Genomic DNA, 23,148 nt, shown 5'->3' with positions numbered 1-23,148 from the left:
CCAGAGCGGGGCACCGCCGATAGCCGGGCGGCCCGGAACTCTGCTGCGATCCGAGTCGATGGGGGTGTCGAGGAGAACCCGGCACTCGACACGCCTTCATCCCGGCCACCCTGGCGGAGACCGAACAGAACCCTCAACTCGACTTCGCGGCTGATCCCTCACCGGTCTGCGACCGATGCCGCACGCCGCAACGGTGCGCCGCCTGCGCGGAGGCGTGCCTGACCGAACAGCGCGAGACCGACGCACCCGACATCGTGAGGGGGCGCTGCGAACCGCTCGTGGCAGGTTCGCAGCGCCCCCTGGTAGTTCCTGAGGGCGTACCTCAGGAGTCTGTCGGCACGCGCCGCGCCTCGGCTACGAGGCGATCTGCGCGGCCACCGTGTTGGAGAAGGTGGTCAGCCGGGTGTAGATACCGGGGTACTGCGCGTCGGCGCAGCCGTAACCCCAGGAAACTATGCCTGCCAGGCGTCCCCCGATCATCAGGGGACCGCCGCTGTCGCCCTGGCAGGTGTCGACGCCGCCGGAGGAGTAACCGGCGCACACCATGGTGCTCGCGATGAACGCGGAGCCGTAGGAGCGGGAGCTGCCGCAGACCGAGTCGGCCACCATCGGCACGGTCGCGGTGCGCAGCTGGTTGGAGGAGGCGCCACCCGAGGACGTGGTGCCCCAGCCGATGATGCGGGCGGTGGTGCCGGCCGCGTAGACGCCGGTCTGTGAGGAGGTGACGTACGACGTCGTGGTGTACGGCTGCGCGACCGCCAGCGTCAGCACCGCCACGTCGTTGTTCAGGGTGGAGTCGTTGTAGCTCGGGTGGATCCAGATCTTGCTGAGCGTGCTGACGGTGCCGTTCGTGCCGTTGCGGTAGGTGCGGCCACCGACGACACGGGTGTTGGAGGTCGTTCTGCCGTCCACGCAGTGGGCGGCGGTGATCACCTTGGTGGGTGATACGAGGGTGCCGCCGCAGAACTGGGTCTGCGAGGCGTTGGTGATCTGCATGACGTACGGGTACGCGCTCGCGGTGGTGGTCGTACCACCGACGATGGGCTGGGGAGCGGCGACGGCGGCTGGAGCGGTGAGCAGCGCGGCTGCGGCGGCGGCAGCGGTGGCCGCGGCGGCGACCATCGACTTCTTGGCGCGGTTGAACCCGAACATGGTTCTCCTCATGGGGGGTTGCCGGTGGGGGACGCGCGGGTGGGGGGTGGTGCACGGACCGTGCGGACCGCCCCGCCCGGGGGAGCCGAGCGGGGCGGTGAGCCGGTCCGTGTGCCCTGGCGTGCGGCACGGCGTAAAACTATGAGCGGTGGTAATCCGCTCCCAAGGGGGGATCCCCCTAGCCGAGTCGGGGAGGGAAAACCCTCGATGACCCGGGCCGGGGTTTGAGCCTAGGCTGGAGCCGCAAGGTCGCTGCGCGCACCGGTCCCGGGAGGGGCTCGTCAGCCGGTCCCGGGGAGGTCAGTTCGTACGGTGTCCCGCCGCCAGACGCACGATGTCCACACGCGACCGGATGCCCAGCTTCCGGTAGACCCGCGTGAGCGTCGCCTCGACCGTCTTCACGCTGATGTACAGCCGACCGGCGATCTCCCGGTTGGTCGCCCCCTCCATGACCAGCTCGGCCACCTGGCGTTCCGTCGTCGCGAGCACGGCGAGGGCGTCCAGCGCCGGCGGCGCGATCGGTGGCTGCTGCGGGGGCGCCGGGGCCACGGAGGCCTGCTCCACCTGACGCAGCCAGGGCAGCGCACGGCAGCGCCGGAACAGCCGCGTCGCCTCGTCGTACGCGGCGGGCCCGGGCGCGGGCGTCCCCCTGGCCGGGCGGGGCCCAGAGCCTGGGGGAGGGTGCGCAGCCCCGCCTGGGCGTACGCGGCCCGCGCCTCCTCAAGCCCGTAGCCGAGCTTGGCCAGCCGGTCCTGCGCCGAGGTCAACTGCCTTACTGCGGCGTCCTGTTCACCCCGGGCCGCGCGCACCAGCGCCTCCGCCCGGTCGAGGACGGCGAGCACGCTCTCCCGGCCGAGCCGCAGCGCCTGCTGCCGGGTGACGTTGATGACGTCCTGCGCCTCGGCCAACTCGCCGACCCGTACCAGGGCTTCGGCGAGATCGCCGTGCCAGCGGCCCCGCGCGGGGTCGGTGACCCCCAGTCCGTCTTCCAACTCCCGTACACGGCGCAGGGATCGGACCGCCCCCGGCGCGTCCCCCGCCACCAGCCGGGCGTGCCCGAGGGCGCCCAGGGCGCGGGAGAGATACATCAGGTCGCCGTCCTGCTCGGCGTGCTCGGCGGCCTCCCGGGCGAGGGCCTGGGCCCGCTCCACGTCACCGCCGGCGGCCTCCGCGAACGAGGTGAGCATGGCGGAGGCACCCTCGCCGATACCGGAGTCCCGGGCCAGGACATAGCCCTCCCGGGCCAGGTCGAGGGCCCGGCCGCAGTGTCCGGAACGCAGCTCGGTCTCGGCGAGGAAACGCACATAGTGCACCTCGCTCTCGACCATGCCGCGCCGCCGCACCTCACGCAGCAGCGAGGTGATCGTCGCGCGCGCCTCGCCGAGCTGGTCGCTCATCATCAGCCAGCGGAAGCGGGTCGCTCCCGCCCCGTTGTGGTGGCACGCGAGCTGCGGGTCCTGCGGCTCCCTCAGCGCCCGCTTGATCGTCATGGGCGCGTCCGGGTGCCCCATCAGGATCTCGGCCTGTGCCTGGAAGGCGAGGGACAGCAGCTCGGTGCGCCGGTCCTCGGCCCGCCCGGCCAGCTCCGCCGCCCGCGCGGCCTCCTCCCGGCCCTCCGCGAAGTCGCCCTCCAGGACCAGCGCCCGCCAGGCGAGCTGGTAGCGGACCAGGCCGAGCAGCCGCGGGTCGTCGCCCGCGTCGGCGAGTACCTGCGGGTAGACGGCGTCGACCTCCGCGAGGGACTGCCCGGCCGCGTCGATCACCACCATCCATGCCCGCACCCGCTCGGCGGGCTCGGTGGCCCGGCTCAGCACGTCCCGGGCGATGTCACGGGCGAGGTCGTTCTCCCCGGCCGTCAGCGCGTCCTCGGCGGCCTGCAGCCGCCGCTCGTCCGGGCCGGGCGTCGCGTCCCCCGGGGTGTGCCGGGCAGAGAGCAGCCCCAGCTCGGCGGCGACCGAGGGCGCGCCCCGGTCCCGGGCCACGGCCGCGGCCTCGCCCAGCTGACCGGCGACCTGCGGATCGGTGCCGTGGGTGGCGAGCGCCAGATGACGGGCCCGCTCGATGGGGTCGACGGCGGCGGTGGACAGCGCGGCGTGGGCGGCCCGCCGCTCCTGGGCGGTGGCCTCGGCGTACAGGGCGGCCGACACCAGGGGGTGCGCGAACCGCACACCCGGCCCCTCACACTCCGGCGCGAGCAGCCCCAGCTCGACGGCGCGCGCGGTCTCCGCCTCGGCGTTCTCCCGCCCGGCGGCGTGCAGCAGGGCCACCGTGGGCCGGGCACCCCCGCTGGCGACCAGCAGGGTGTGCCGGGCCTCGGCCGACAGCATGTCCAGCCGGTTCAGCACCAGGGTCCGCAGCGAGGTCGGCACCGGCAGCGGCTCCCCCGGGCGCGGCGGGGTCGGGCTGTCGGCCAGGGCGCGGCCCAGCTCCAGGGCGAACAGCGGGTTGCCGCCGCTGGTGTGGTGGATGTCCCGCACGGTCGAACGGGGCAGACCGGTGTAGCCGCGGTTCTCGAGCAGCTCGGCGACGTGCGCTCTGGACAGCGGGTTGACCCGCAGGGCGAGAGTGTCGGGAGGGGACGCGCGTAGATACCTGTCCTGCTCGTGGCCATGGGGGTCCGTGGAGGTACGCACGGCACACAGCATGCGCACCGGCATCTCGCCGAGCCGGCGCGCGGCGAACCCGAGCAGCTCGACACTGGCCGGATCCAGCCACTGGAGGTCGTCCGCGACGATCAGGACGGGACCCTTGGCGGCCAGGGCCCGCAAGGTCGACAGGACCGCGAGGCGCAGGGCCAGCCCGTCCCGCTGGAGCGTGGACTCGCCACGGCCGGTGAGAGCCGATTCCAGCGCGGTGCGCTGCGGGGCGGGCAGCCGGTCGGACACCTCGTCCAGGACGAGACCGAGCAGGTCGGTCAGCGCGAGGAACGGCAGATGCGACTCGGACTCGGTGGCCGAGCAGCGCAGCACCGTCCGTGCCGACGCCTCGTTCTCCGCGGCCAGAGCACGCAGGACGGTGGATTTTCCGATGCCCGCCGAGCCGTGCACGAGCACGCTGCCGCCGCGCGCGAGCTGCTCACGCGCGCCCACGAACAGCTCCTCCCTGCCTATGACCAGGTCGGGGCGGGGTCTCCCAGGCTCCTTGAAGTCCCGTCGCACGGGCCACCGCTCCCCTCGAGTGTCGTGTCCGGGCCAATATTAGGCGTCCGGTCCTTGAATTTCGGAACTTAGCCCTGGTGAGGGAAATAACAGGGAGGGTACGTCATCAGGAATTGCGCACGCCTGTCACCCGAAGAGCGAGCGGGCGACCCCGCCGGTGGGGTAGTGGCCGGGAACCGTCGGCCCTACGGGAGCAGCCCCGCCCGGCGGGCCGCCACCACCGCCTCCAGACGTGTGTGAGCCCCCAGCTTCCGCATGGCTGATCGCAGATACGCCTTGACGGTCTCCGGGCGGAGCCCCAGCCGCTCGGCGGTGCCCGCGTTGGTCGCGCCCACCGCGACGCAGGCCAGCACATCCACCTCGCGCGGGGTGAGGGCGACCGCCCCGCCGCCGTCCGTGGCGGGTGTGGCCGGCCCGGTGCCCGCGCCGGAGGCCGTGGCCCCCGCCAGCCGTCCGCACACCTGGAGCAGCTCCGCCCGCAGCACCGGATCGTCGATACGCGGGGCGAGCGCGCGCAGTGCCCCGTGCGCCTCCCGGACCTCCTCCCACGCCCCCGGCGAGACCTCGTGCCCGACGGTGGCCCGGATCGCGGCCAGCAGACTGTGTGCCTCGTCCCGCACCACCAGTGCCTGCTCCATGTCCCGTGCCGCCTCCAGCGCCGCCTCCACGACGCGGTCACCCAGCGGCCGGGCCGCGCGCAGGGCGCCGTAGAGCACCCCGCGGACCTGCCGCCGTACGACGACGGGGACGGCCAGGACGGAGCGGATGCCCTCGGCATCGACCGCGGCGTCGTACTCGTGGCTGATCTGGCGGGAGACGGAGTAGTCGGTCACTTGGCACGGACGGGCCAGCGCCACCGTCTTGCCGCCGAGACCGTTCCCCGGGCGCACCGCCAGGCCGCTGAGTGCGGTGGTCCGGTTGCCCTGGAGTTCGCTGATGCGCAGTTGCCCGGGGCCGGGCTCGACCAGCCCGGCGAAGGCGAGCGGCAGCCCGGTGGCCCGCCGGAGCCGGTTCAGCGTGCCGCGCATGTCCGCCCGGCCGGACCAGGCCGTCCCGACGGAATCCGAGGGATCCAGTGCCACGAACTCGCCCCTTCCGCGCGGCGCACACCCCCGTTCGGGGGTAGTGAGACGTGTATCACGCATTACACGATGTCAGGCGACCGTCCGGCAATGAGGAGGACACATGTCGGCGAGGACGAGCGCCACGGACGAGTTCCGGGCTGCCCGGGACTTCCTGCTGGCCCACCGCGAGGACTACGCCACGGCCTGCAAGGGCTTCACCTGGCCGCGCCCGGAGTACTTCAACTGGGCGTTCGACTGGTTCGATGTGATCGCACGCGGGAACGACCGCACCGCCCTGCACATCGTGGAAGAGGACGGCACCGAGACCCGGCTCTCCTTCGCCGAGCTGTCCGAGCGCTCCTCCCGGGCCGCGAACTGGCTGCGGGACCGCGGCGTCCGCGCCGACGACCGCGTCCTCGTGATGCTCGGCAACCAGGCGGAGCTGTGGGAGACCGCCCTCGCCGCCATGAAACTGCGCGCCGTCCTCATCCCCGCCACCCCGCTGCTCGGCTCCGCCGACCTGCGCGACCGGGTGGAGCGCGGCCGGGTCAGGCACGTGATCGTCCGGGCCGAGGACGCCCCCAAGTTCCAGGACGTACCCGGCCGTTACACCCGTACCACGGTCGGCGGCACGGTGGACGGCTGGCGGCCGTACGAGGACGCCTACGCGGCGCCCGCCCGCTTCGAGCCGAACGGCGCCACCAACGCCACCGACCCGCTGATGCTGTACTTCACCTCGGGTACCACCGCCCGGCCCAAACTGGTCGAGCACACCCATGTGTCCTACCCCGTGGGCCACTTGGCGACCATGTACTGGATCGGCCTGAAACCCGGCGACGTCCACCTCAACATCTCCTCGCCCGGCTGGGCCAAGCACGCCTGGTCCAACCTCTTCGCCCCGTGGAACGCGGAGGCGACCGTGTTCATCCACAACTACACCCGCTTCGACGCGAGCCGGCTGCTCGCCGCGATGGAGCGCGCGGGCGTCACCACCTTCTGCGCCCCGCCCACCGTGTGGCGCATGCTCATCCAGTCGGACCTCTCCCGGCTGCGCACCCCGCCCCGCGAGACCGTCGCGGCCGGGGAGCCCCTCAACCCCGAGGTCATCGAGCAGGTGCGCCGCGCCTGGGGCGTCACCATCCGCGACGGCTTCGGCCAGACCGAGACCGCCGTCCAGGTCTCCAACAGCCCCGGCCAGCGCCTGAAGACCGGCTCGATGGGCAGGCCGGGCCCCGGCTTCAAGGTCGTCCTCCTCGACCCCGTCTCGGGCGCCCCCGACGCCGACGAGGGAGAGATCGCCCTCGACCTCTCCAACCGGCCCGTCGGCCTCATGACCGGTTACCACGGCGACCCCGACCGAACGGCAGAGGTCATGGCCGGCGGCTACTACCGCACCGGGGACATCGGTGCACGGGACGCGGACGGCTACATCACCTACGTGGGCCGCGCCGACGACGTCTTCAAGGCGAGCGACTACAAGATCAGCCCGTTCGAGCTGGAGAGCGCCCTGCTGGAGCACGAGGCGGTCGCCGAGGCGGCCGTGGTGCCCGCGCCGGACGAAACGCGGCTCGCGGTGCCGAAGGCGTACATCGTGCCGGCCGCCGGCTGGGAGCCGGGCCCGGACACCGCCAAGGTGCTCTTCGAGCACTCCCGGACCGTCCTCGCGCCCTACAAGCGGGTCCGCCGCCTGGAGTTCGCCGACCTGCCGAAGACCGTGTCGGGCAAGATCCGCCGCATCGAGCTGCGCGAGTCCACGGCCCGGGGCTCGGACGCGGAGTACCGCGAGGAGGACTTCCGGTGACGGCACACGCGGGTCCTGCGGATCCTGGACTCCTTCCCGATGACGGTGTCGGGGAAGGTGCGCAAGACCGAGCTGCGGGAGCGGTACGCCGCCGTGGGGCAGCCCCTCGCCGGGGCCCAGGCCCTCAGGTCCCCGCGCCGGTGGCGACCAGCTGCGTCGCCGCGCCGTTCACCGGCTGCGGGGTGCCCGTGAGGTCCAGGACGAACAGGCAGACGCCCAGGCCGTCGGCGCGGTCGCGGGCGTCGGGCGCGTACCCGGCGAGGGAGAAGTAGACGCAGTCGGTGGACTCCGTCATGGCGGTCAGCCACAGACACTCGACGTCGCGCGGCGAGGCCGGGCGGACCGAGGGGTCCACCTGGGCCAGGACGCCCCGCGCGGCCAGGCCGACCCCGGAGGGCTGCCGCTGGTCGGCGCGGCGGATGTCCCGGTAGCCCAGCCAGCGCAGATAGAGGGCGACGGCGGTGACCGCGTCGCGGGCGGCACGGATGGTGACGGGTTGGAAGGCTGTACGGGGACGGGCGGCCGGGTCGGCTCCGTTCGGATCCCCCAGTGGCCGCAGGGCGCCCGCGACGGGGACGCGGAGCACGGTTCCGCAGGCGCACCCCAGTTCGGGGTGGGGCCACTGGTCCCGCCGTCCGCAGCTCCCGCAGCGGACCGTGACCCAGTCCTCGTCCCAGGTGTGGTGGGTGAGGGTGGCGGGGGCGGCCCGGCGGTTCAGCGGCGGGGCGACGGGAGTGCCGCAGGCGCACGGGTAGGCCGGGGCCGCGTACTGATGCTCCCGCCCGCAGTCCGGGCACCGCACCGGCATGCTCTCGCTCATGCTCCACCCCCACCTCCGGCCACATCGCAGACGCCCCCTCATCGTCGTGCAGACAAGGCCGTTCCGGCAGGGAAACTCCTCGACCGGCCAGGCCGATCCGCTGTCCACGCCGTTGACGATCCAGGCCCCGGGCCCAAGCCGCAGCGCGTCTACGAGGAGATGAACATGACCTTCGGCCCCGAGACCCGTACGTCTCCACCGTCGGCCTCTCCCAGAGCGCCGGCGCCGCATCCCGTACGTCCACGTCCTGGTCAACAACTCCTACCTGGGCCTGATCCGCCAGGCCCAGCGCGCCTTCGGCATCGGCTTCCAGGTCAGCCTGGAGTCCGAGAACGTCAACTCGCCCGAGCCGGGCGTCTACGGCGTCGACCACGTCAAGGTTTCGGAGGGCCTGAGCTGCGAGGCGACCGACCCGAACGAGCCGGGCGCCGCCTTCGCGCAGGCGAAGAAGCTCACGGCGGACTACCGGGTGCAGGTCGTCGTCGAGGCGATCCTGGAGCGCGTCACCGACATCTCGATGTCCACGACGAACGACATCGGCAACGCGGTGGAGTTCGAGGACCTCAAGACGGAGCCCGCCCACGCGCCCACGTCGATCAGGCCGTTGAAGGTCTGAGGCCACGGACGACCGAGAGCGCGCGGACGTCAGCGGCCGGCCCGTCCGGAGGGTGGGCCGGCCCGCCCCGTTCCGCGCCGAGGGCCGGAACACCCCACGCCGCGGCGGCGCGACTTCCCCTGCGGGCCGCCTCGTCGCACTGCCGCGGCGTGGGGTCCCCCGGTTCCCCCGTCCTCCCCCGTTCCCCCGTGTGCTCCCCCGTCGAGGCCCGCCGCCCCCGTGCCGACGGGCCTCGTGTGATGAGAATGTTCCCTCACCCAGGGGCAGTTGAAGCCCGTGCGCAGGGGTTCAGAGGTTGATTTGAGGTTTCCGTAAACGGCCTACGCACACTTGCGTAGGCAGGACGGCGCTGCTCCGGGAATCCCATAGGGCCTCTGGTGCCGCCGTTCCGCAATGACTTCCGCATTGCGGAACACATTTTCTGCTACTCCTGTGGCGCTGCTCGCGGTGACGCGCGGGATCAACGCGTCACCGCGAGAGGCGGATGTCGGCCGGAGCGGACACGGGCGGAGGAGGGCCGCGGCGACACCGGCGCCGGCGATCAAGCGCGAGCGGTTCTGCGATCCGGCTTCTCGCCGGGGCCCTGAACCCGACGGGTCAGAAGATGCCCGGACCGGGTGTCAGGATGCCGCTCGGGTCGTAGCGATGCTTCCACGCGGTGAACTGCGACCACATCGAGCCGTAGTGCGCTTGCCAGTCGGCCTCCGTGAACGGGCAGGCGCCGTGCGGGTAGCGCACGCCGCCGACGGCCGCCGCCTCCTGGTAGAAGCGGTAGTTGCGGTCCGTCATCCGGGACGCGAACTCAGGATCGGGGCCGGACTCCGCTGAATCGGTCAGCACGCTGACCAGCCACACCCAGGGGCCGCTCGCCTCGCTGGGGAGCCGCAGCAGCGGTCGGCCGTAGCTCGAACGCAGCATCGGGAAGACCAGCCCGAAACCGGTCGGGCCAAGGTCCTCGGAGGTCAACGACGTGAACACCGACTCGACGTACTTCTCGACGGCGCCGTCCGGCAGGAACAGGTCCGACCAGGGCTTGACCTTCGCGTCCCAGTCCAGGTTCGCCGCGAACGCGTCGTACATCGTGGTGACCAAGGAGATGTAGTCGAGATAGGGGGAGTCCTCGAAGGGCGCCGTGTCCGCGGCCGAGCTGAGCCCACGGAGGAGGTGGGACGTGTCGGGTACCTCGCCCGGGTTGTGGAAGACGGTGGCCCACAGCGTCAGGGGCTGTGCCGTACCCGGCTGGGGAATGCTGCCGAGCGAGTCGAACTCGCCGCGGTTCGCGAGGACGCGGACGTCCTGGAAGAAGGTCGGAATGTCCGAGTACCCGATCCGGAACGTCCGGGCCAGCTGCTTGGCCGGTACCAGATCGACGGTGGCTCGCGTGATCACGCCGCACTGGCCGAGTCCGGCGAGTGCCGCCTCGAACAGGTCGCTGTTCTGCGTGTCGGAGCACTGCTTCACCAGCCCCTCGCCCGTGACCACCTGGAGCTTCCGGGCGTGATCGACCTGCGCGCCGACCCGGTAGGCCGACATCATCCCGATGCCGCCCATGGACAGCGTCCCGCCGACCGTCGTCTTGGTGTAGCTGGTGATCGACGACGGCGTGAGACCCTGCTCGTACGTGGCCTCGATCAGGTCCTTCCACAGCACGCCGGCATCGACGTCGGCGCCGTCCGTGCCGATCGAGTGGATCGTGTTCAGTGACTGCATCTCGATGATCAGGCCACCGCTCACGAGCGGTTGACCGAACATCGCGTGGTGCGTACCGGCCGGTGCGACCTTGATGTCGTGGTGGGCGCAGAAGCCCACCATCTTCCGGATGTCCTGGACCGACCCCGGCCGGAGCACCGCGCACGGTCTCCGGAACACGATGTTGCCCTGGTCGTGCGAGTTCGCCGCTATGGACTCCGCGTCGAACGTGAGGGTGCCGTCGAGAGACGGCGCTGTGGCGAACGAGGCACCTTCCGCGGCTGCGGCCTCGGTCACCCACTGCCGGGCGACCAGGTCGAAGCCCGCCACGAGTGCTACGGTCCCGGCTCCGAACCGGGACAGGAACTGACGTCTGTTGAGGGGACCATGCTCTTCGGGTGACATGACACTCTCCGTGGTAGTGGCGCGGCGGGTCGTAGGCACACCCGCCTCGGGTTCGTCGTCTTGGCCTCGGGGCGAAATCAGCTGAGCGAGTCGTGCGGGGTCGACGGCCGAACTCCGGCGCACGGCCCGGCCTCCACGTTCCGCACGGTGACGCCGTGCCCCGGTCGGCGGCATGCCGGCGAACCGCCTTCGCCGCCCGTACCCGGGGTGACCGCCGGAGGACGCGTGCCCCGGCCGCACACGGCCGCGTACAGCCGACACCGCCGTTTCCCCGAACACGCCGCCTGCGCTTCCCGTGGGTCCGGGGGAGCGGCGCCGACGTCGGGATGGCTTGGCCGACGGCGTGGCGAGTCAAACGAGTGCCCTGACCCGGGTCCGGTGTCAGGGCCGTCGTTCCCACCCACAGCGATCTCCCCCTGAAATTCCGCTTACGGCCCATCATGGCTTCCGAGGGGCTCACCGCGCGACAGGCCGAACCACCAACGGCGGGCGGAACCACGGATGGTGACGCGTGGATGGTGCCTCGGTCCTGCCGTCCCCGTCGACGAAGCCGCCCGTCCGACTCGCCCCGGCCGTGGGCGCTCCCGTATTCCACACCCTCGCGGCCCCACGAGCCGAGCGTCCGCTTGCCCGGCCCGGTCCGAACGGCGGACTCGGCCGCCGGTGCTCGACTGCGGCGACGTGCAGGGTTCGGGGTGGGTGACGCAATGCACCCGTCTATCATCCGTACACCCGCGTGCGGGACGTTCCGGGGCGGGTCAACTCACGTCGGTGTTGCGTACGTTGACGGGCCGTCATCAGTCGGAGTGATGATACGATCACGGCACTTGCCGAACGGGCGGATGGGTGCAAAAGGAGCATCTTTCGCCACTGGTGGAGGCCTGGATGGCAACTCCCGAGTGGCTGGCCTTCGGTCTGTGTGAATTGACGGGAATTCAGTAGCTGGCTTTCGGCCGCCTGAAGAGGGTCTCATGACGCAATACATGCAAAATCCGGCGCTCTGGGCACTCCTTGCCGTAGCCCTTGTCGCCGCCGTCCTGATTGTTCGTCAGCGACGTGCGGCGCGGAAGTTACGACAGGAGATCGCGGAGCTCAGGAACCACTACGGCGAGTTGGAGAGCCAATACTCGGAATCCGTCCGTGCGGCCCAGCAGGAAGCCGAGGGAGAAACGAGGACGGCCCTGAAGTCCGCCATGCGGACATTGCAGGGTCTGGCCGCCGAGCAGCAGCGCGTCATTTCCGGGCTGCAGCGGAAGTACGGTGACTCCGTCATGCTCCAGGACCTCCTGGAGATCGACCACATGAACGCGCAGTTCGGCCGGCGTGCACAGTCCATCGCCGTGCTGTGCGAGGGCTGGCTCGGCCGGCACCGTGACGTGGCCTCGGTGTACGACGTGGTGCGCAGTGCCCAGGGAAGGATCCGGCACTTCCAGCGGGCGCAGATCCTGTCGAAGGTCGACTTCGGCATCACCAGCCGGGTCGTCGAACCGGTGGCGCTGGCGCTCGCGGAGTTGCTCGACAACGCGACCAGTTACTCCAGCCCGGACACCGTGGTCGAGATCAACGTCCGTTCCGTGCCCAAGGGCGTCTGCATCATCGTCGACGACGCCGGTGTCGGTATGAACGAGGAGGAGAAGGCCAGAGCCGAGAAACTCCTGACGAGCGAGCGGGCCACGGGCGTATCGGGGCTGGGTAACCCTCCGCAGTTCGGCTTCGCGGTGATCGGTGTGCTCTGCGAGCGGTTCGGCTTCACCGTGTCGGTGGACTCCACCTCCCCCTACGGAGGTGTGCGGGCGGTCGTGCTGCTGCCCGACGAGTTGCTCACCAGCATGCCGGAGCCGAAGCAGCCCACGGCGTCGGTGGACTCGGTGACGCCGAGGGAGGTGTCGTCGACCGTCGAGGCGGGTGCCCCCTCGTACGAGACCGATCCCGAGCCCTCGCTGCCCATGGCCACGACCGAGGACGGTCTGCCCAAGCGGCGGCGCAAGCGGCCGATGGCCCTGGTCTCGACGGGCCCGTCCGCCTCGCCGGCCCCGAAGCGTCGCAGTGAGGACACGGCAGCGATCATGGCCGCCTTCAAGCAGGGAACGGACGCGGGCCGCGCCACACATCCCGAGGCGGCGGAGCGGCCGAGCAGCACCCTTGACGCAAGCAGCGAAGGGCACGAGGTCTGATGAACAACGATCTTTCATGGATGCTTGACAGCGCCTTGGAGATCCCCGGAGCTCTCCACGCGGTTCTGGTCTCCTCCGACGGCCTGCTGAGAGCCCGTTCGAAGGACGTGGACAAGGACGACGCGGACAAGGCCGCCGCCGCGATGAGCGGCATGCAGTCGCTCAGCCGATCGCTGGCGTTCTTCTGCTCCCGGTCGGATCTGCGTTGGCAGCAGACACTGGTCGAGTTCGACGGCGGCTGGATCTTCCTGATCTCTGCCGGTGACGGCGCCTACCTCGCCGTGTCGGCCTCCTCCGACGTCGACATGGCGGACATCACCTTCCGGATGCAGCAGCTTGTCGGCCAGTTGGGGAAGGTCATGACGGCCCCTCCCCGGGAGAGCAGCGTGGTACGGCCATGACCGATTCCGACAAGCAGGAGCCCGAGGCCGCCGAGTTAGTGCGGCCATACGTCATCACCGGTGGCCGCAGTCTCCCCGGCGAGAACCAGCTCTCCCTGATCACGCTGGTCACGGCGGTGGCCGAGCAGCAGCAGCGGCCTGCCCGTCTCTCGCCCGAGGAACAGAACCTCCTGCGGATGTGTGTCGGCGGCTATCTCTCCGTCGCCGAGATCGCGGGGCACACCCACTTGCCGGTGGGGGTGGTCAAGATCCTGCTGGCCGCCCTCTCCGAGGCGGGCTATCTCGTCACCCGCCCGCCGGTCACGCGCGCTCCCGTCGCCAACCTGAAGATTCTCGAGGAGGTGCTCCATGGTCTCCAGTCCAAGTTTGGATGAGCGCGCCTACGTCCCGGGCGGCGAGACGCAGACCGCCGTGAAGATCCTGGTCGTCGGGCACTTCGCGGTGGGCAAGACCACGTTCATCGGGTCGATCTCCGAGATCTCGCCGCTCACCACCGAGGAGACGATGACCCAGGCGGGCGAGGCGATCGACGACCTGAAGGGCGTCCAGAACAAGACCACCACAACGGTCGCCATGGACTTCGGCCGTCTCACCGTCAGCGACCGCGTCGTGCTGTATCTCTTCGGTACACCCGGCCAGCAGCGCTTCGTGCAGATGTGGGAGGACATGGCCCGCGGCGCCCTCGGAGCGCTGGTGCTGGTCGACCCCGAGAGGCTGGCCGACTCGTTCGCCGTGATCGACCTGATCGAGCATTACGGACTCGACTACGCGATCGCGGTCAACCATTTCGACGGTACGTCGATACGTGACGCAAGGGCGCTGCGCGAAGCGCTGGATCTGCTCGACGACACCCCTGTCGTCACCTGCGACGCGCGGGATGAGCGGTCGTCCGCCGAAGCCCTGATCACGCTCGTCCGCTACTTGATGGACCGCGCCCGTTAGGAGCAGAGCTGATATGACCCCTGATTCCGCCCTTCCCGCACCCCCACCCGGCTGTCCGGCCCACGACAGCGGACAGCGTGTTCCGTTGTACGGGCCGGAGTTCGCGGCCCACGCGCAGGCGTACTACGCGCACATGCGGCTCTACGGGCCGACCGCGCCGGTCGAGATCGCGCCCGGTGTGGACGCGACCCTCGTCACGGACCACGCGACGGCGCTGAGACTGCTCCAGGATCCCGGCAACTTCCGCAAGGACGCACGCCGTTGGCGGGATGTCGCCGAAGGCAGGGTCGGCCCGGACAACCCGGTCGTGCCGATGCTGGGGTACCGGCCCAACTGCATGTTCACCGACGGTGCCGAGCACGCGCGACTGCGCCAGGCGGTCACCGACAGCCTCGCCAAGGTGGACTCCCGTCGACTGAGTGACATGACCAGGCGGGCCTCGGACTACCTCATAGCCCAGGTTGCCTCCCGCGGTTCGGTCGACCTGATGTACGAGTACGTCAAGCAACTGCCGCTGCTGGTGTTCAACGAGCTCTTCGGCTGCCCGGCGGACGTCGGCGACCGGGTCGTCTTCGGCATCTCGGGAGTCTTCGAAGGCGTCAACGCCGAGAAGGCGAATGAAGTGCTGGGGCAGGCCGTGTTCGAACTGGTGGCGCTCAAGCGGGCCAGGCCGGCCGACGACGTCGCCTCGTACCTGATGAGGCACGAGGCGGGGCTGACCGACGAGGAACTGGTCCACCAACTGATCCTGCTCCTGGGGGCGGGGGCCGAACCGCTGCGCAACCTCATCGGCAACACGTTGCACCGGTTGCTTCTCCACGACCGGTACGCCGACGGTGGCCTGATCGACGAGGCCATCGACGACACGCTGTGGGAGAACCCGCCCATGGCGAACTACGCGCCGCACTATCCCGCGGCCGACATGGAGTTCGGCGGGACGAAGCTGAGGGCGGGCGATCTCGTCCTCGTCAGCATGACGGCCGCCAACACCGACCCGGCGCTCACCGCCGCCCGCCAGACCGGCGGCAGGCGGTCCCACTTGTCATGGAGTGCCGGCCCGCATGCCTGCCCCTCCAAGGAACTCGCGCGCCTCGTCACCATGGTGGCCGTCGAGAACCTGCTCAATCGGCTGCACGACATCGAACTCGCGGTGCCAGAGGACAGCCTGACCTGGCGTCCGGGCCCGTTCCACCGCGCGCTGGCCGCGCTTCCCTGCCGCTTCACCCCTCAGGTCGTGCAGCGGCCGAACCCGCCGCACGCGACGGAGACGTCCGCACGCGGCGAGAACGCCACGGCGGGCCGCAAGCCGGAGCGAGGTGTGTGGGGCTCCTTCCTGTCCTGGTTGAAGGGGTGACGTACACAACAGCCTGTGACAGGAGGTACTGCATGAGTGTTCAACCAAAGGGGTAGTAACGCGGCGGCATTCGTGGTGACCAATGAACAAAGGGAAGTGTCGTGTACCACATATCAACCGACGCAGGTTCTGCTCTACATCCTGACGTTTCCCACCGCTCCCGACGACGCACCCCGTTACACCACGCGGAGGCCGCGAGACGCGTGCCCCGCCACCGGCCGCAGCGAGACGAGATACCCGCCCGGGTAGGCGGGTATCTTTCTGTATCCTCCCGCGCCCTCGCCACCCACGGGGTGGTATCCCCGCCCGGAGCCCTGCCTCCGCACTCCGACCGGCGGCAGGAGCATCGGTGAGCGCCATCGGGTCCGGCGCCGGCAGGACCCGGCAGGAACGGACGCTCGGCGGGCTCGTGACGGGCCAGTTGCTGCGGCTGTGCCAGGTGTCGGGACTCGGACGGTCCGACGCCGAGACATACGCGCACGTACTGACCGACGCGCTGGGAGCGGCGGCCGAACGGCCCCTGGACCTGCCGCCCCCCTCCCGGAGTTTCCTGTCCGACGACTCCACACCGGTGGAGTTCTCGCTCTCCTTCACACCGGACACGCCGCCGACGGTGCGTGTACTGCTGGAACCGGGATGCGGTGCCGGCGGCCTGGGGGAGAACGGGCGCACCGGGCTGCGCGTCATCCGGTCGATGGCGCGGCGCTGGGGCTTCGCCACCGATCAACTGGACGTGCTGGAGGACCTGTTCCTGCCTCCCGACCCTCAGGGTCCGCTGGCGCTGTGGATCGCGCTGGAGCTGTTCCCCGGCGGTGTCCCCAGGGCCAAGGTGTACCTGAACCCGGCGGCGGCCGGCGCGACGCGGGCCGCCGAGACGGTACGGGAGGCACTGGACCGGCTGGGCCACCGGCACGCCTTCGACGCGTTGCCGCCGGCCGACGGCTATCCGTTCTTCGCGCTCGACCTGGGCGACTGGGCGGAGCCCCGAGTGAAGATCTACGCCACTCATCACGGGCTGCCGGCAACAGCCGCCGGCGGTCTGTGCCGGATGGAATCCGGCCCCGACAGCGAGACGTTGCAGGAGTTCCTCCGCACGGTGGGCGGATTCGACGACGGGACGGGGCACCCGGGTGCCCGGTCAAAGGAACGGTTCGACCGGCGGCCCGTCCTCTCCTGCCACTCCTTCAGACGGACGACGGGCGGACCCACCGGCTTCACCCTGCATGTACCGGTCAGGGACTACGCCCGGGACGACTCAGAGGCGCTCGGGCGGGCGAGGGCCGTCCTCGACCGCCACGGTGTGGACACCGCCGCCCTGCTCGACCGGTCGCTGGCTGCCGTCACCTCGCGGCAGCCGCAGGACGGTGCAGGGCTCATCGCGTACGTGGCACTGGCCCACGAGCAGGGCCGGCCGCCGCGGGTGACCGCGTACATTTCGTCGGAAGCCTACGAGGTCCGGCCGCCGACCGCGCCACTGTCGTCTCGGGGGGTGCCCGCCGCCGGACGGCGTTAGCCGGTCGCCGGCACGCCGGACACGAAACAAGCACGCGGAACACGAAGCAAGCCCACGGAACGTCAGGAGCAGGGATCAGAGTGGAGCCCTACCGCATCAAGGTTGTCGAGCCCATCGCGCTCACCACTCGGGAACAGCGCGAAGCGGCGCTGAAACGGGTGCACTACAACCTCTTCGACCTGCGCGCCGAGGAGGTGACCATCGATCTGCTCAGCGACTCGGGCACCGGCGCGATCTCGGCCGCACAGCTCGCCGCGGGGATGGAAGGCGACGAGTCCTACGCGGGTTCGCGTTCCTTCTACCGCTTCCACGAGACGGTGACGGAACTGACCGGCTACCAGCACATCCTGCCGGCGCACCAGGGACGTGCGGCAGAACGCATCCTGTTCTCGACGCTCCTCGAGCCCGGCGGCGTCGTCCTGTCCAACACCCACTTCGACACCACCCGGGCCAACGTGGAGCTTTCCGGGTGTCAGGCGCATGACATACCCTGCGACGAGGCCCGGGACCTGGACAGCGAACTGCCCTTCAAGGGGAACATCGACCTGGACGCGCTCCGGCGCACGCTCGAGGGACCGGAGGGCCCCCGTGTCCGCGTGGTGATCATGACGATCACCAACAACGGCGGTGGCGGCCAGCCGGTCTCCATGGAGAACCTGCGGCAGACCGCCGAGATCTGCCGTCGGCACGGTGTCCCCATGATCCTGGACGCCGCCAGATTCGCCGAGAACGCCTGGCTGGTGACCCGCCACGAAGCGGCCTACCAGGGTCACACCCCCCGCCAGGTCGCCGAAGAAGCGTTCCGCTTGGCCGACGGCTGCGTCATGAGCGCCAAGAAGGACGGCATCGTCCACATCGGCGGCTTCATCGGGCTCAACGACCACGAACTCGCCGAAAAGTGCGAACGGCTCCTCATCGCCACCGAGGGCTTCGCGACCTACGGCGGTCTCGCGGGACGCGACCTCGACATGATCGCCACCGGCCTGGTCGAGGTGACCGAGCCCGCGTACCTCGCGGAGCGGGCCGACGTCGCCTCCCATCTCGCCGACCGTGTCCGCGCGGCGGGCGTCGACATCCTCGAACCCCCGGGGCTGCACGCCCTGTACCTCAACGCCGGACGGCTGCTTCCCCACATACCGCCCCACCACTACCCGGGCCACGCCCTCGCCTGCCGCCTCTACCTCGAAGGCGGCATCCGCTCGGCCGAACTCGGTTCCCTCTATCTCGGCGAGGAGGACGAGGACGGCAACCCCGTCAAGAGCGCGCCGTACGAACTGGTCAGACTGGCGCTCCCACGCCGTGTCTACACCCGCAGCCACTACGACCACGTCGCGAGGTCCCTGGAACGGATCGCCAAAGACGCGGAATCCGTCCGCGGGTACCGCATCGTGGAGCAGTCCCCGATTCTGCGGCACTTCCGCGCCAAACTGCAGCCGGTGACCGCCTGAGGCGGTCCCTGGGCGGTCACCGCAGACCCCGCCTCGACCGACCGGAGCCCGGTACGACGACCGGCCATGGGGCCATGGCGCCGCGCGGGCGGCCTGGCCCCGTGCGGGGCGGAGGGATGTTTCGGTCGGTTAGGGTCGCCTCGTGGCGATGCGATTGAGAGTGGAGTTCACGACCGAGCCCTTCGACCTCGACGAGGCCCCCGCGCACGCGCTCGTGGCCCGCGAGGTCGTCGAGGCGGCCGAGCTGGACGCGGTGGACGTGGGACCGTTCGGCAACACGGCGGAGGGCGGGGCCGACGTCGTGCTCACCGCCGTGGACACCCTGCTGCGCAAGGCCCTGGAGTCCGGCGCCACCCGGGTCTCGCTCCAGGTCAATGTGATCGGGGAGGGCGGAGCGTGACCGCCACCGGCGACGAGCCCTTCGTCGCGGCCGTCAAGCCGCTGGTCGACGCGATGGGCGGGGTCATGCTGCCGCCGGACGAGGCCGGTCCCGACGACGTCGTGCTCGCCTGGGCGGGCGCCGACGTCGTCGCCGTACGGCTGCCGCAGCTCGCCGAGTCGCTGGACCACATCCTGGCAGCGATGGAGCGCCAGCGGGGCAAGCCGCTCGCCGACCTCGATCGCAAGGCCAAGCAGGAGGTCGTACGGTTACTGGAGGCACGCGGCGCCTTCTCCGTGCGCCACGGCGTGGAGACCGTCGCGAGCGCGCTCGGCGTCAGCCGCTTCACCGTCTACAACTACCTCAACCGCGAGAAGGAAGCCTGAAGGCACCCGAGATTTTTCAACAAACTGTTGACGCGATGTCGTCGCAGGGCGTTAGCTTGCCGTAGCCAGTCCAGCACCACGGCCACGGAGGCTCCCGTGACTTCGCGTTCTTCGACCCCGGGCCTCGCCCGGTTCAACGCCCTGGAGGAGTACGAGGCCACCGCGGCGCTCCACGAGGCGTGCGCCTCGGCGGAGTGGGGGCGCAGGGTGCTCGCCGGCCGTCCGTACGCCATCGTCGAGGACCTCTACGCCGCCAGTGACGCCGCCATGGCGCAGCTGACCGCCGAGGACCTGGCTGAGGCGATGGCCGGACACCCGCCGATCGGCCGCCCCAAGCCGGGCGACCCGGCCTCGGCCCGCGAGCAGCGCGGCATGGCCGGCGCCCCCGACGAGCTCAAGGCACAGATGCTCGAACTGAACCTCGCCTACCAGGAGAAGTTCGGCCATGTCTTCCTGATCTGCGCCACCGGCCGTACCGGCGAGCAGATGCGCGACGCGGTCAAGGAGCGGCTCGGCAACGCGCCGGAGCGGGAACGCGAGATCGTCCGCACCGAACTGGGCAAGATCAACCGCATCCGCCTCACCCGACTCGTCGGAGACGACTGAGCAGACCGAAGAGAGCTGACGGCCGTATGAGCACCAGCACCACCGCCTCGGTGTCCACGCACATCCTGGACACCAGCGTCGGCCGCCCCGCCGCGGGCGTCGCCGTCCGGCTCGCCGCCCGCGGCGGGCGCGCGGCCGACTGGCAGGACCTCGGCGGCTCCGCGACCGACGCCGACGGCCGGTGCAAGGACCTGCCGGCCCTGCCGGAGGGGACGACCCAGGTACGACTCGACTTCGAGGTCGAGCCGTACCTCGAGGAATCCACGAACAAGCAAGCCGATGCGCAGCAGGACGCCCCCGCGAACCGGGACAGCGGTGCCGTGTTCTTCCCCGAGGTCGTCATCACCTTCGCGGTGACGCCCGGCGAGCACTACCACGTGCCGCTGCTGCTCAACCCGTTCGGCTACTCCGTATACCGAGGGAGCTAGCTACATGACCGACAACGCCCGCCCCGGCCGCCCGGTGTTGGGGCAGAACCAGTACGGCAAGGCCGAGAACAGGGTCGTCAGGATCACACGGGACGGCGCGACCCACCACGTCAAGGACCTCAACGTGTCGGTGTCGCTGAGCGGCGACATGGACGAGGTCCACCTCTCCGGCTCGAACGCGAACGTCCTGCCGACGGACACCACCAAGAACACGGTGTACGCCTTCGCCAAGGAGCACGGCATCGAGTCCGCCGAACAGTTCGGTATCCACCTCGCCCGCCACTTCGTGACCTCCCAACCGGCGATCCACCGGGCGCGTATCCGGATCGAGGAGTACACCTGGGAGCGCATCGAGCACGCCGGCGAGGGTGCGCACTCCTTCGTCCGCAGGGGCCAGGAGACCCGCCTGGCCCAGATCACGTACGACGGCTCCGCGTGGGAGGTCGTCTCCGGCCTCAAGGACCTCACCGTCATGAACTCGACCGACTCCGAGTTCTGGGGCTACGTCAAGGACAAGTACACGACCCTCCCCGAGGCGCACGACCGCGTCCTCGCCACCGAGGTCGCCGGCCGCTGGCGCTTCAACTGGACCGACGACGAGCGGGAGGCGCCCGACTGGGAGACGTCCTACGAGCAGGTCAAGAAGCACCTGCTCCAGGCCTTCGCGGAGACGTACTCGCTTTCGCTCCAGCAGACCCTGTACCAGATGGGCGCGCGGATCATCGACCACCGAAGCGAGATCGACGAGGTCCGCTTCTCCCTGCCGAACAAGCACCACTTCCTGGTGGACCTCGCCCCGTTCGGCCTCAAGAACGACACCGCCGAGGGCGCTGTGTACTTCGCCGCCGACCGCCCCTACGGCCTCATCGAGGCCACCGTCCTGCGGGACGGCAGCGAGGCGCGGATCCCCGCGGACCTCACCAGCCTCTGACGCGGACACGGACACAGGAAGCAGGGACGAACGATGGCACAGCGCATCGTCATCGAGAACGCGGCGATCGCGACCGTGGACGCGAAGGACACCGAGCACGCCTCCGGCCATGTGGTCGTCGCGGACAACGTGATCGAGTCGGTCGGCGCGGGCACCGCCCCCGAGGGCCTGACCGGCGTCGTACGCCGGATCGACGCGGCCGGGCATCTGGTGACCCCCGGCCTGGTCAACACCCACCACCACTTCTACCAGTGGATCACCCGGGGCCTCGCCACCGACCACAACCTCTTCGACTGGCTCGTCGCGCTCTACCCGACCTGGGCGCGCATCGACGAGCGCATGACCTACGCGGCGGCCCAGGGCTCGCTCGGCATGATGGCCCGCGGCGGCGTGACCACGGCCATGGACCACCACTATGTCTTCCCGAAGGGCTCCGGCGACCTGTCGGGCTCCATCATCCGGGCGGCACGGGAGACGGGCGTCCGCTTCACGCTCGCCCGTGGCTCCATGGACCGCAGCGAGAAGGACGGCGGGCTGCCCCCGGACTTCGCCGTCGAGACTCTCGAGGACGCGCTCGCCGCCACCGAGGCGACCGTCGACGAGCATCACGACGCCTCCTTCGGCGCGATGACCCAGGTGGCCGTGGCCCCCTGCTCTCCGTTCTCCGTCTCCACCGAACTCCTCAGGCAGGGAGCCGAGTTGGCCCGCCGCAAGGGCGTGCGCCTGCACACCCACGGATCGGAGACGGTCGAGGAGGAGAAGTTCTGCCACGAGCTGTTCGGCATGGGCCCGACCGACTACTTCGAGTCCACGGGCTGGCTCGGCGAAGACGTGTGGATGGCCCACTGCGTCCACATGAACGACTCCGACATCGACGCCTTCGCCCGTACGAGGACGGGGGTCGCCCACTGCCCGTCCTCCAACGCCCGGCTGGCCGCGGGTATCGCCCGCGTCCCGGACATGCTGGCGGCCGGCGTCCCGGTCGGCCTCGGCGTCGACGGCACCGCGTCCAACGAGTCCGGCGAACTCCACACCGAGCTGCGCAACGCGCTCCTCATCAACCGCCTCGGCGCCCACCGCGAAGCGGCGCTCAACGCCCGCCAGGCACTGCGCCTCGGTACGTTCGGCGGCGCCCAAGTCCTCGGCCGGGCGGGCGAGATCGGCTCCCTGGAGCCCGGCAAGCTCGCCGACCTGGTCCTGTGGAAACTCGACACCCTCGCCCACGCGTCGATCGCCGACCCGGTGACCGCCCTGGTCTTCGGCGCTGCCGCCCCGGTGACGGCGTCGTTCGTGAACGGCCGGCAGATCGTGGAGAACGGCCGCCTGCTGCACGTCGACGAGGACGCCGTCGCCCGCTCCACGCGGGAAGAGGCCCGGCGCCTGGCACGGATCGCCGCCGGGAGCTGACCCGGCAAGTCCCCCGTGCGTACGGCACCTGGACTCCGGCCGAGGGGGACGGCCCTCGGCCGGAAGCCGGGGACCCGGGCGGGGTGCACGGCGGCCGTCTCCGGGGCGCACGCACAAGTGCGCCCCGGAACGGTTCCCCACCGGGACAGGTGGAACCGGCGGCCCGGCCACCACCGCCAAGCGGCCCTCGGCGAGAGCGTTCCGAGTCGGCGTTCGTACGGCCTGGGACGACGAGCGAGGGCGCTTCCGGCTCCGTTACTTCAGCACCGCCGCCGAGGTTCCGTTCTGCGGACACGCCACCATCGCCACGGCGGTGGTGCTCACCGAACGCCTCGGCGCGGGTGAACTCGTCTTCGACACACCAGCGGGCCTCCTGCGGCAGCCCCGTGCCGGAGGCACACCGGTGACATTCCCGGGTGCGGGACCGGCGGGCGGCGGGCCACGTCGGTGGCGGCGGGGAGACGGTCGCGGTGG

At 70.7% G+C, this 23,148-nt stretch carries 18 protein-coding genes and 3 pseudogenes; 16 read left to right on the top strand and 5 right to left on the bottom strand.

Features of this window, described 5'->3' with window-relative positions; all coding sequences use genetic code 11:
* Positions 1 to 354 precede the first annotated feature (354 nt).
* The 3 genes and pseudogenes from WBG99_RS06315 to WBG99_RS06305 form a co-directional block, all read right to left on the bottom strand.
* Positions 355 to 1,152: a serine protease gene (locus tag WBG99_RS06315; protein WP_338895364.1), complete on the bottom strand. Its 798-nt coding sequence runs from the start codon at positions 1,150 to 1,152 to the stop codon at positions 355 to 357.
* A 300-nt stretch (positions 1,153 to 1,452) separates the two neighbouring features.
* Positions 1,453 to 4,310, bottom strand: a pseudogene (locus WBG99_RS06310) (AAA family ATPase).
* Between the two features lie 185 nt (positions 4,311 to 4,495).
* Positions 4,496 to 5,338: a helix-turn-helix transcriptional regulator gene (locus tag WBG99_RS06305; protein WP_338900242.1), complete on the bottom strand. Its 843-nt coding sequence runs from the start codon at positions 5,336 to 5,338 to the stop codon at positions 4,496 to 4,498.
* Positions 5,339 to 5,495: 157 nt separating this feature from the next.
* On the opposite strand from WBG99_RS06305, the gene WBG99_RS06300 reads away from it, so the two are divergent.
* Complete coding sequence (locus tag WBG99_RS06300) at positions 5,496 to 7,175, top strand: AMP-binding protein (RefSeq protein WP_338895363.1); 1,680 nt, start codon at positions 5,496 to 5,498, stop codon at positions 7,173 to 7,175.
* A 124-nt stretch (positions 7,176 to 7,299) separates the two neighbouring features.
* On the opposite strand, the gene WBG99_RS06295 is transcribed toward WBG99_RS06300, so the two are convergent.
* The gene (locus tag WBG99_RS06295; protein ID WP_338895362.1) at positions 7,300 to 7,995 is read right to left on the bottom strand and encodes a hypothetical protein; all 696 of its coding nucleotides are present in this window, start codon (positions 7,993 to 7,995) and stop codon (positions 7,300 to 7,302) included.
* A gap of 135 nt (positions 7,996 to 8,130) precedes the next feature.
* Between WBG99_RS06295 and WBG99_RS06290 the strand changes: the two are divergent.
* Positions 8,131 to 8,611: pseudogene (locus WBG99_RS06290) on the top strand (thiamine pyrophosphate-dependent enzyme); the annotation flags it as partial.
* Between the two features lie 597 nt (positions 8,612 to 9,208).
* On the opposite strand, the gene WBG99_RS06285 reads toward WBG99_RS06290, so the two are convergent.
* Entirely contained in the window at positions 9,209 to 10,705 is a 1,497-nt protein-coding gene (locus WBG99_RS06285) for an FAD-binding protein (RefSeq protein ID WP_338895361.1), read from the bottom strand.
* 971 nt (positions 10,706 to 11,676) lie between these two features.
* Here WBG99_RS06285 and WBG99_RS06280 point away from each other — a divergent pair.
* From WBG99_RS06280 to WBG99_RS06215, 14 genes and pseudogenes are all read left to right on the top strand, one after another.
* Positions 11,677 to 12,879, top strand: coding sequence for an ATP-binding protein (locus WBG99_RS06280; RefSeq protein WP_338895360.1), 1,203 nt, complete (start codon positions 11,677 to 11,679; stop codon positions 12,877 to 12,879).
* Positions 12,879 to 13,280, top strand: coding sequence for a roadblock/LC7 domain-containing protein (locus tag WBG99_RS06275; RefSeq protein ID WP_005475236.1), 402 nt, complete (start codon positions 12,879 to 12,881; stop codon positions 13,278 to 13,280). The genes WBG99_RS06280 and WBG99_RS06275 overlap by 1 nt, the downstream gene beginning before the upstream one ends.
* Complete coding sequence (locus tag WBG99_RS06270) at positions 13,277 to 13,654, top strand: DUF742 domain-containing protein (protein ID WP_338895359.1); 378 nt, start codon at positions 13,277 to 13,279, stop codon at positions 13,652 to 13,654. The genes WBG99_RS06275 and WBG99_RS06270 overlap by 4 nt, the downstream gene beginning before the upstream one ends.
* A complete protein-coding gene (locus WBG99_RS06265) occupies positions 13,629 to 14,222 on the top strand; it encodes an ATP/GTP-binding protein (RefSeq protein ID WP_338895358.1) in 594 nt (197 codons plus the stop codon). Before WBG99_RS06270 ends, WBG99_RS06265 begins: the two co-directional genes overlap by 26 nt.
* Before the next feature lie 13 nt (positions 14,223 to 14,235).
* Entirely contained in the window at positions 14,236 to 15,576 is a 1,341-nt protein-coding gene (locus WBG99_RS06260) for a cytochrome P450 (protein WP_338895357.1), read from the top strand.
* 349 nt (positions 15,577 to 15,925) lie between these two features.
* On the top strand, positions 15,926 to 17,089 hold the full coding sequence (locus WBG99_RS06255; protein WP_338895356.1) for a tryptophan dimethylallyltransferase family protein: 1,164 nt from the start codon (positions 15,926 to 15,928) through the stop codon (positions 17,087 to 17,089).
* 80 nt (positions 17,090 to 17,169) lie between these two features.
* Positions 17,170 to 18,537, top strand: coding sequence for a tryptophanase (locus tag WBG99_RS06250; protein ID WP_338895355.1), 1,368 nt, complete (start codon positions 17,170 to 17,172; stop codon positions 18,535 to 18,537).
* A 148-nt stretch (positions 18,538 to 18,685) separates the two neighbouring features.
* Positions 18,686 to 18,937: a hypothetical protein gene (locus WBG99_RS06245; protein WP_338900241.1), complete on the top strand. Its 252-nt coding sequence runs from the start codon at positions 18,686 to 18,688 to the stop codon at positions 18,935 to 18,937.
* Positions 18,934 to 19,302 carry a helix-turn-helix domain-containing protein gene (locus tag WBG99_RS06240; RefSeq protein WP_338895354.1) on the top strand — a complete coding sequence of 123 codons (369 nt, stop codon included), beginning with the start codon at positions 18,934 to 18,936 and terminating at the stop codon, positions 19,300 to 19,302. The genes WBG99_RS06245 and WBG99_RS06240 overlap by 4 nt, the downstream gene beginning before the upstream one ends.
* 96 nt (positions 19,303 to 19,398) lie before the next feature.
* Entirely contained in the window at positions 19,399 to 19,908 is a 510-nt protein-coding gene (uraD, locus tag WBG99_RS06235) for a 2-oxo-4-hydroxy-4-carboxy-5-ureidoimidazoline decarboxylase (protein WP_338895353.1), read from the top strand.
* Positions 19,909 to 19,934: 26 nt separating this feature from the next.
* Positions 19,935 to 20,336 (top strand): hydroxyisourate hydrolase, encoded by a 402-nt coding sequence (gene uraH, locus WBG99_RS06230; protein ID WP_338895352.1) that lies wholly within the window; start codon positions 19,935 to 19,937, stop codon positions 20,334 to 20,336.
* Positions 20,337 to 20,340: 4 nt separating this feature from the next.
* Positions 20,341 to 21,267 carry a factor-independent urate hydroxylase gene (gene pucL / locus WBG99_RS06225; RefSeq protein ID WP_338895351.1) on the top strand — a complete coding sequence of 309 codons (927 nt, stop codon included), beginning with the start codon at positions 20,341 to 20,343 and terminating at the stop codon, positions 21,265 to 21,267.
* A gap of 33 nt (positions 21,268 to 21,300) precedes the next feature.
* Positions 21,301 to 22,674, top strand: a complete 1,374-nt coding sequence (locus WBG99_RS06220; RefSeq protein WP_338895350.1) for an 8-oxoguanine deaminase — start codon at positions 21,301 to 21,303, stop codon at positions 22,672 to 22,674.
* 226 nt (positions 22,675 to 22,900) lie between these two features.
* Positions 22,901 to 23,044: pseudogene (locus WBG99_RS06215) on the top strand (PhzF family phenazine biosynthesis protein); the annotation flags it as partial.
* Positions 23,045 to 23,148 lie beyond the last annotated feature (104 nt).

This window comes from Streptomyces sp. TG1A-60, assembly GCF_037201975.1.
Taxonomy (GTDB): domain Bacteria; phylum Actinomycetota; class Actinomycetes; order Streptomycetales; family Streptomycetaceae; genus Streptomyces.
The sequence above is the reverse complement of the archived record's forward strand: the minus strand, read 5'-3'. Positions and strand labels throughout refer to the sequence as shown.